Source organism: Streptomyces otsuchiensis, assembly GCF_004305975.1.
Classification (GTDB): domain Bacteria; phylum Actinomycetota; class Actinomycetes; order Streptomycetales; family Streptomycetaceae; genus Streptomyces; species Streptomyces otsuchiensis.
On sequence record NZ_BHZI01000263.1, the window covers coordinates 1 to 8,099 of the forward strand.

6 protein-coding genes and 1 pseudogene are annotated in these 8,099 nt (G+C 73.2%); all 7 read left to right on the top strand.

The genetic code is table 11. From position 1 onward, the window contains the following. Positions 1 to 729, top strand: a pseudogene (locus tag E0D90_RS26720) (hypothetical protein); the annotation flags it as partial. Positions 730 to 933: 204 nt separating this feature from the next. Beyond that, a complete protein-coding gene (locus E0D90_RS20930; RefSeq protein WP_130799634.1) occupies positions 934 to 2,016 on the top strand; it encodes a LacI family DNA-binding transcriptional regulator in 1,083 nt (360 codons plus the stop codon). Continuing rightward, on the top strand, positions 2,013 to 3,569 hold the full coding sequence (locus E0D90_RS20935; protein WP_130799635.1) for a sugar ABC transporter ATP-binding protein: 1,557 nt from the start codon (positions 2,013 to 2,015) through the stop codon (positions 3,567 to 3,569). The genes E0D90_RS20930 and E0D90_RS20935 overlap by 4 nt, the downstream gene beginning before the upstream one ends. After that, the gene (locus E0D90_RS20940) at positions 3,559 to 5,544 is read left to right on the top strand and encodes an ABC transporter permease/substrate-binding protein (protein ID WP_103503178.1); all 1,986 of its coding nucleotides are present in this window, start codon (positions 3,559 to 3,561) and stop codon (positions 5,542 to 5,544) included. The genes E0D90_RS20935 and E0D90_RS20940 overlap by 11 nt, the downstream gene beginning before the upstream one ends. Positions 5,545 to 5,672: 128 nt before the next feature. Next, the gene (locus E0D90_RS20945) at positions 5,673 to 6,611 is read left to right on the top strand and encodes a ribokinase (protein WP_194116926.1); all 939 of its coding nucleotides are present in this window, start codon (positions 5,673 to 5,675) and stop codon (positions 6,609 to 6,611) included. Next, the gene (rbsD, locus tag E0D90_RS20950; protein ID WP_130799637.1) at positions 6,608 to 6,997 is read left to right on the top strand and encodes a D-ribose pyranase; all 390 of its coding nucleotides are present in this window, start codon (positions 6,608 to 6,610) and stop codon (positions 6,995 to 6,997) included. The genes E0D90_RS20945 and rbsD overlap by 4 nt, the downstream gene beginning before the upstream one ends. A gap of 238 nt (positions 6,998 to 7,235) precedes the next feature. Continuing rightward, positions 7,236 to 8,099 (top strand): SAM-dependent methyltransferase, encoded by an 864-nt coding sequence (locus tag E0D90_RS28705; RefSeq protein ID WP_130799638.1) that lies wholly within the window; start codon positions 7,236 to 7,238, stop codon positions 8,097 to 8,099.

The following is an 8,099-nucleotide window of genomic DNA, read 5'->3' on the forward strand; positions in this document are numbered from 1 at the left end:
GGCGTGGGCGTCCGGTGGCCGCTGCCGCGACGCCGGTGGCTGCTGGTGCCCTGGCGGGATGTGACCGGCCTGTCGCGGACGCCGGGGCGCGTGGTGGCGGCGGTGTCGGCGGTGGTGTTCGCGGTGGCTGTGGCCGCGCGGTTCGCGGCCGGGCAGCCGGAGTTGGCGTCACCGGCAGAAGGCCCGGTGTCCGCGCAGCCGAGTGTGCTCCCGGCCGTACTGGCGCTGTGCGCGCTCTACTTCGCCGCCGCCCAACTGGTGGAGCCGGCGCGCGTCGACAGCGACGACCCGCGTCGTGCGGCTCAACTGCCTTACTCGCGGGCGATGTTGGCGACTTGGCACGCGGTTGTCCCCGTACTGGTGCTGATCGGCTGCCTGCTGGGCGCGGGTGCCGTGGGCGCGGCCCTCGGCGGAGTCTGGTCCCCGGGCTGGACCGTGCTGCTGCTGTCGTCCCCGGCGATGGTGGGCGGTGCGCTGGTCAGCGGCTACCGGGGGGCCATGCCGGTCCAGGTGATGGTCGGCGTGGAGACCGCGTTCGGCAACACCGCCCCGCTGCAGATGGCGCTGTGGTACCTGCGCGGGCCGCTCGGCGCCCTGCTGCCGTCGGTGCCGGTGCTCGTCCTGGCCCTGGACCGCGACGCGCTCGGGGTCTCCGGGGCGCTCCTGCTGCCGGTGGCGGGTGCGGCCGGCCTCCTGTGGGCGCGGCGAACCGCGCGCGCCCTGCCGTGAAGCCCCGTCCGGAAGTGGCGGCGCACGGGTGCCTGCTCACCTGAGCGGTCACGTCACGATCTGATATCCGCTTCCCTCCCGGCTCTTGCGTTTCGGGCGTGTAATCGATTTCATTCGGCGTTGTAATCGTTTCCACGTGGGCGCCGCGATGCGCGTGCCGCTCCGTGGGACGGGACCCGGGACTCACAAGGAGGTGGTCCGGACATGGCGGGCATCAAGGACGTCGCCGCCGCGGCGGGTGTCTCCGTCGCCACCGTCTCGCGCGCGCTCAACGGCCACCCGTCCGTCAGCCCCACCGCCCGCACCCGCGTCCTGGACGCGGTGCGCGAGCTGGGCTACCGGCCCAACGCCGTCGCCCGCTCGCTGCGCACCGACCAGACCCGCACCCTCGGCCTGGTCATCAGCGACGTGATGAACCCGTACTTCACCGAGCTGGCCCGGTTCGTGGAGGAGGAGGCGCGCACGCTCGGCTACAGCGTGATCATCGGCAACGCCGACGAGCGCCCCGAACTGCAGGACCACCACGTCCGCACGCTGCTCGACCGCCGGATCGACGGTCTGCTGGTCTCGCCCGCCGACGGCCGCTCCCCGCTGGCGCCCGACGCCGCGAGCGGAGCCACCCCCGTCGTCCTGGTCGACCGCTGGGTGCCCGGCCTGGACGTGCCCGTGGTCCGCGCCGACGGCACGGGGGCCATCCGCGATCTCGTCGCCCATCTGCACGGCCTCGGATACCGCCGGGTCGCCGTCATCGCCGGACCGGCGGCCACCACCACCGGCCGGGAGCGCGTCGAGGCGTTCCGCGCCGCGCTGCGCGACCACGGCCTGCCGCTGCCGGACGAGTACCTCGGACAGGGCGACTTCCAGGCCGACAGCGGACGCCGCGCCACCGAACGGTTCCTGGACCTTCCCGAGCCGCCCGAGGTCGTCTTCGCCACCGACAACCTGATGGCGCTCGGCGCCCTCGACGCCGTCCGCGCCCGCGGTCTGCGCGTCCCCGACGACATCGGCGTCGCCGCCTTCGACGACATCCCGTGGTTCGTGCACACGGACCCGCCCGTCACCGCCATCGCCCAGCCGGTCGCCGAACTCGCGCGCGCCGCCGTGCGCGCGCTCGTCGACCTGATCGAGGGCAGGCCGCCGCAGTCGGTGACCCTCCCGGCGCGGCTCGTCGTGCGCCGCTCGTGCGGAGAGCCGGCGTGCGGCCCGGTCCCGGCCGTCGAGCGCGCTCCGGTCGCCGTGGCCACCGCCGAAGCACCGCCCACGTCCCAGCAGAGGAGGAACGAGTGAGCAGCCAGGACGAGTTGCTGCGCGTCGAGGGAGTCCGCAAGACCTTCCCCGGAGTCGTGGCCCTCGACTCCGTCGACTTCGATCTGCGACGTGGCGAGGTGCACGTACTCCTCGGGGAGAACGGCGCCGGCAAGAGCACCCTCATCAAGCTGCTCTCGGGCGCCCACCGCCCCGACCGCGGGCGCGTCCTGGCCGACGGCCGGGAGGTGCGGATCGACAGTGCGCAGGACGCCGAGGGCCTCGGAATCGCCACCATCCACCAGGAGTTCAACCTCGTACCCGACCTCACCGTCGCCGAGAACATCTACCTGGGCCGCCAGCCACGCCGCTTCGGCCTGATCGACCGGCGGCGGATGGAACGGGACGCGGCCGAACTCCTCACCCGCGTCGGTCTCGACGTCTCCCCACGGGCCCGCGTCCGCGAACTGGGCATCGCCCGGCTCCAGATGGTCGAGATCGCCAAGGCGCTCAGCCTTGAGGCCCGGGTGCTGATCATGGACGAACCGACCGCGGTCCTCACCGCCGGCGAGGTGGAGACCCTCTTCGCGCTGGTCCGCCAACTGCGTTCCGAGGGCGTCGGGATCGTCTTCATCACCCACCACCTGGAGGAGATCGCCGCCCTCGGCGACCGGGTGACCGTGCTGCGCGACGGCCGGTCGGTCGGCCGGGTGTCGGCGTCCACGCCCGAGAACGAGCTGGTCCGGTTGATGGTCGGCCGCAGCATCGATCAGCAGTACCCGCGCGAGCGGCCCGAGGCCGGCGAACCGCTGCTGGCCGTCCGCGGCCTGAGCCGTGCCGGTGCCTTCAGCGACATCAGCTTCGAGGTGCGCGCCGGCGAGGTCGTCGGGCTGGCCGGGCTGGTCGGCGCCGGCCGCACCGAGGTCGCCCGCGCCGTCTTCGGCGCCGACCCGTACGACACCGGCACCGTGGAGGTGCTCGGCGACCGGCTGCCCGGACACGACGTGGTGGCCGCGATGCGCGCCGGGATCGGGCTCGTCCCCGAGGACCGCAAGGGCCAGGGGCTGCTGCTGGACGCGTCCGTACAGGAGAACCTCGGACTGGTCACGCTGCGGTCCGCGACCCGGGCCGGCCTCGTCGACCTCGCCGCGCAGCGCACCGCAGCCGAGCGCATCTCCGGCCAACTCGGCGTCCGCATGGCCGGGTTGCACCAGCATGTGCGGACCCTCTCCGGCGGCAACCAGCAGAAGGTCGTCATCGGCAAGTGGCTGCTGGCCGACACCCGGGTGCTGATCCTCGACGAACCCACCCGGGGCGTCGACGTCGGCGCCAAGGTCGAGATCTACCAACTGGTCAACGAACTCACCGCCGCCGGGCACGCCGTGCTGATGATCTCCAGCGATCTGCCCGAGGTCCTCGGCATGAGCGACCGCGTGCTCGTCATGGCGCAGGGCCGGCTCGCGGGCGAACTCCCTGCCGAACAGGCGACCCAGGACGCGGTGATGGCCCTCGCCGTCGCCACCGCACCGCCCGGCTCCCCGGTGTCGGAGACCGAACCCGGAACGAAGGAAGAGGAGGGCCCCCGTGGCCAGTGACACGCTCAGGAAAGCCCCGGGCACGGGCGGGTCGCGCGACCTGCGCCGCCTGCTCCTCGAGAACGGCGCGCTCACCGCGCTGCTGGTACTGCTGGTCGCGATGTCACTGCTCTCTGGTGACTTCCTGACCACGCAGAACCTGCTCAACGTCGGTGTCCAGGCCGCTGTTGTGGCCATCCTCGCCTTCGGCGTCACCTTCGTCATCGTCTCGGGCGGCATCGACCTCTCGGTCGGCTCGGTCGCGGCGCTCTCCGCGACCTTCATGGCGTGGATGGCGGCCAACGACGGGGTACCCGTCTGGCTCGCCGTGCTGCTCGCCATCGCCGTCGGCCTGGCCTGCGGCCTCGTCAACGGCGTGCTGATCTCCTACGGCAAGCTGCCGCCGTTCATCGCGACGCTCGCCATGCTCTCCATCGGCCGCGGCCTGTCGCTGGTGATCTCCCAGGGCAGCCCCATCGCCTTCCCCGAGTCCGTCTCCTTCCTGGGCGACACCCTCGGCGGCTGGCTCCCGGTGCCGCTGCTGGTCATGGCAGGCATGGGCCTGGTGACCGCCGTCATCCTCGCGCGCACCTACATCGGCCGCTCCATGTACGCCATCGGCGGCAACGAGGAGGCAGCCCGGCTGTCCGGCCTGCGGGTGAACCGGCAGAAGCTGGCGATCTACGCGCTGTCCGGCCTGTTCGCGGCCGTCGCCGGCATCGTGCTGGCCTCGCGCCTCAGCTCGGCGCAGCCGCAGGCGGCCCAGGGGTACGAACTCGACGCCATCGCCGCCGTCGTCATCGGCGGCGCCAGCCTCGCGGGAGGGGTCGGCAAGGCGTCGGGGACGCTGATCGGCGCGCTGATCCTGGCCGTGCTGCGCAACGGCCTCAACCTGATGTCGGTCTCCGCCTTCTGGCAGCAGGTCGTGATCGGCGTCGTCATCGCCCTCGCGGTGCTGCTGGACACCCTCCGCCGCCGCACCGGCGCGACCGGCGGCGGGGCGGGTGGTGGTTCGGGCGGGATCCTCGGCGGTTCTGGCGGCTCGGGGGGCTCTTCCGGCGGCCGTGGCCGCGCCCTGCTGCGCGGCGGAGTCGCGGTGGCGTGTGTGGCCGCGGTCATCGGAGCGGTCTCCCTGCTGAGCCCCGGCTCCGGCTCCGGCACGACCAAGGTCGGGATGTCGCTCTCCACCCTCAACAACCCGTTCTTCGTGCAGATGCGGGACGGCGCGGAGGCGGAGGCGAAGGCCGCCGGAGTCGAACTCACCGTCACCGACGCGCAGAACGACGCCTCCCAACAGGCCAACCAGCTCCAGAACTTCACCAGTTCCGGCGTCGAGGCCATCATCGTCAACCCGGTCGACTCCGACGCCGCCGGCGCGTCGGTCCGCGGTGCCAACCAGGCGGAGATCCCGGTGATCGCCGCCGACCGAGGCGTCAACGGCGCGGAGGCCGAGGCGCTGGTCACCTCCGACAACGAGGAGGGCGGCCGGCTCGCCGCCCGCACCCTCGCCGAGGAGATCGGCGGCGAAGGACGGATCATCGTGCTCCAGGGCACCCCCGGCACCTCCGCCAGCCGGGAACGCGGCGCCGGGTTCGCGGACGGTCTCGCCGACTACCCGGGGATCGAGGTCGTCGCGCAGCAGCCCGCCGACTTCGACCGCACCAAGGGCCTGGACGTCATGACCAACCTCCTCCAGGCCAACCGCGACATCGACGGCGTCTTCGCCGAGAACGACGAGATGGCGCTGGGCGCGATCCGGGCCCTCGGCGACCGCGCGGGCGACGACGTGGCAGTCATCGGCTTCGACGGCACGCCCGACGGCCTCGCCGCCGTGGAGGAGGGCACCCTGTTCGCCTCGATCGCCCAGCAACCCGCGGAACTCGGGCGGATCGCCGTCCAGAACGCGCTGCGCGCCGCCGACGGCGAGGATGTGGAGGACGTGGTGAAGGTGCCCGTCAAGGTCGTCACCGAGGAGAACGTCGGCGAGTTCTCATGACCGGGCCGACCGGGCCGACCGGCCCGACCGGCCCGACCGGCCCGACCGGCCCGACGGGCCCGACGGCGCGCGCTGACGCGCACCGGACCACGCCGCCCCCGGCGGCACAGGACGAAGGCAGGAGTGACGTGCACGAACTGGAGTTGCTGGTGGTGGGTTCGGCCAACGCGGACCTGGTCGTCGGCGTCGACCGCAGGCCCGGCGCCGGGGAGACCGTGCTCGGCTCGGACCTCGTGGTCCACCCGGGTGGCAAGGGCGCCAACCAGGCGGTCGCCGCAGCCCGGTTGGGCGCCCGCGCGGCGCTGCTCGCGCGGGTCGGTGACGACGCCCACGGCGCGTTGCTGCGGGAGTCGCTGCGGGCCGCGGGCGCGGACACCACGGGGGTTCTCGTGGGGGGCGCGCCCACCGGCGTCGCGCTGATCACCGTGGACCCCTCGGGTGACAACAGCATCGTCGTCTCGCCCGGCGCCAACGCCCGGTTGACCCCGGGGGACGTACGCGCGGCGGCGCCGCTGGTGGCGCGGTCCCGGGTGGTCTCCACCCAGCTGGAGATCCCGCTGGAGACGGTGGCCGAGCTGGCGCGGACCCTGCCGTCCGGGACCCGGCTGGTCCTCAACCCCTCACCGCCCGCGCCGCTCCCGGCGGACGTCCTCGCGGCCTGCGACCCGCTGGTCGTCAACGAGCACGAGGCTCGGTTCATCCTCGGCGGGGACGCCCGTTCCGGCCCGGAGGAATGGGCCCGTGCGCTGCGGGAGTTGGGCCCCCGTTCGGTCGTCGTCACCCTCGGCGCGGACGGCGCCCTCGTCGACTCCGGCGCCGGGGCGGTGCGGGTGGCGAGCCCCCGGGTCGCGGCCGTCGACACCACCGGCGCGGGCGACGCCTTCACCGCCGCGCTGGCCTGGCGGTTGGGCAGCGGCGACGACCTGGTCACCGCCACCCGGTTCGCGGTCCGGGTCGGGGCCGCGGCGGTCACCGAGGAGGGCGCGCAGCGCTCCTTCCCGACCGCCGAGGACCTGGTGACGCGACTTCCGGCGGGCCCCGGCCCCGGAGAGGGGGCGGACGGGTGAAGAAGGCGGGCGTGCTCAACCGCTCGCTGTGCGGGGCCATCGCCGAACTGGGCCACGGCGACGGGGTGCTGGTGTGTGACGCCGGTATGCCGATACCCCGTGGCCCGGCAGTGGTGGATCTCGCCTTCACCGCGGGGATTCCGTCGTTCGCCGACGTACTCGACGGGCTGCTGGGGGAGTTGGTGGTCGAGGCGGCCACGGCGGCGGAGGAGGTCAGCCGGGTGAACCCGGAGACCGCCCGGCTGCTCGCGGCCCGCCTTCCCGCGCTGGTGTTCGTCCCGCACGACCGGCTCAAGTCGCTGTCGGCCGAAGCCCGTCTGGTGGTGCGGACCGGTGAGGCGACACCGTTCGCCAACGTCCTGCTGCGCTGCGGAGTCTTCTTCTGACGCGCGGCGGGACGGCGCCGCCGGTCGGTTCCGGCCAGAGGCGGACGACGGGCGAAGCGCCGGGTCGGGCCTCCCGTGACCTGGAAGGCCGCGCCTGCGGGCGTGAATCGGGCGCGCTTTCCACCCGCTTGGGGCGAGGCCGGGCGTCCGAATTGAAGGTCTGGACCAATTTCGTAGCGGAGGACTAGGCTCCGGAGCGCTTACCTGGCCCTGCCCTGCTGCCGGATGGGAATGCGCCGTGATCGACATACTGGTGGTCTTCCGAGCCGAGGACGCGGTGCTCGACTTCCTCACCGTCCTCACCGCGCCCGGGCGCGAGGAGACCCGCGTCCTGGTCTGCGGAACCCGCGAGACGATCGAACCGCCCCCGGGCGAAGAACTCGGCCCCACGCTCGACGCGGTCGGCAGGCGGGTCCTGCCCGCCGACGCCGGGCACGAGCCCTGCGACGTCGACACCCTGGCCGCCTGGATCGGCGCCACCGCCGCCGGCCGGCCCGCACGGGTGTGGACCCACTCCCCGGCGGACAACCGCCGCACCCGCGGCCGGATCGGACGAGACGCCGCCATCGCGGCGACCGGCGCGGGCCTGCCCGTCCAGCACGCCGTCGGCTACTCGCCCTACCTCCAGTGCGTCAGCGACGAGGACCGCCCACTCACCCGGCAACTCATGCGGCTCAAGGCCGGCTTCGCGAACCGGCACTGCGGGCCGCTGCTCACCGCCGAAGACCCCGAACTCCTCGTCGACACCCCGAGAATCCCCGCCGCCGAACGGTTCTTCCGCTGCGACCCGGGAGAACGCGACCGCCTGTACGCCCTCTTGGCCAGTCTCGGCGACGAGGTCGCGGCAGTCGCCGACCCATGGGAGTTCCACAGCTCGCCCTACGAGCACACCCGGCTGGACGCGACCACCGCCTGGATCGCCCGGCACCACCGCCCCGAGGCGGGCCCGCTCGTGGAAGTCGGCGCCTGTGAGGGCGCGTTGACCGACCGGTTGGAACACAAGGGCTTCCGCGTCGAACCCACCGAGCCCACGAGACAAGAGGCAATCTCGTATGCCGTCTTCTGCTTGAAAAAAAAAAAAAGCAGTACCTTTCTCTTATAA

Bases quoted from the DNA above. Each gene is read 5' to 3' on its own strand.
- E0D90_RS20930 (WP_130799634.1), top strand. From the start codon at position 934: ATGGCGGGCATCAAGGACGTCGCCGCCGCGGCGGGTGTCTCCGTCGCC.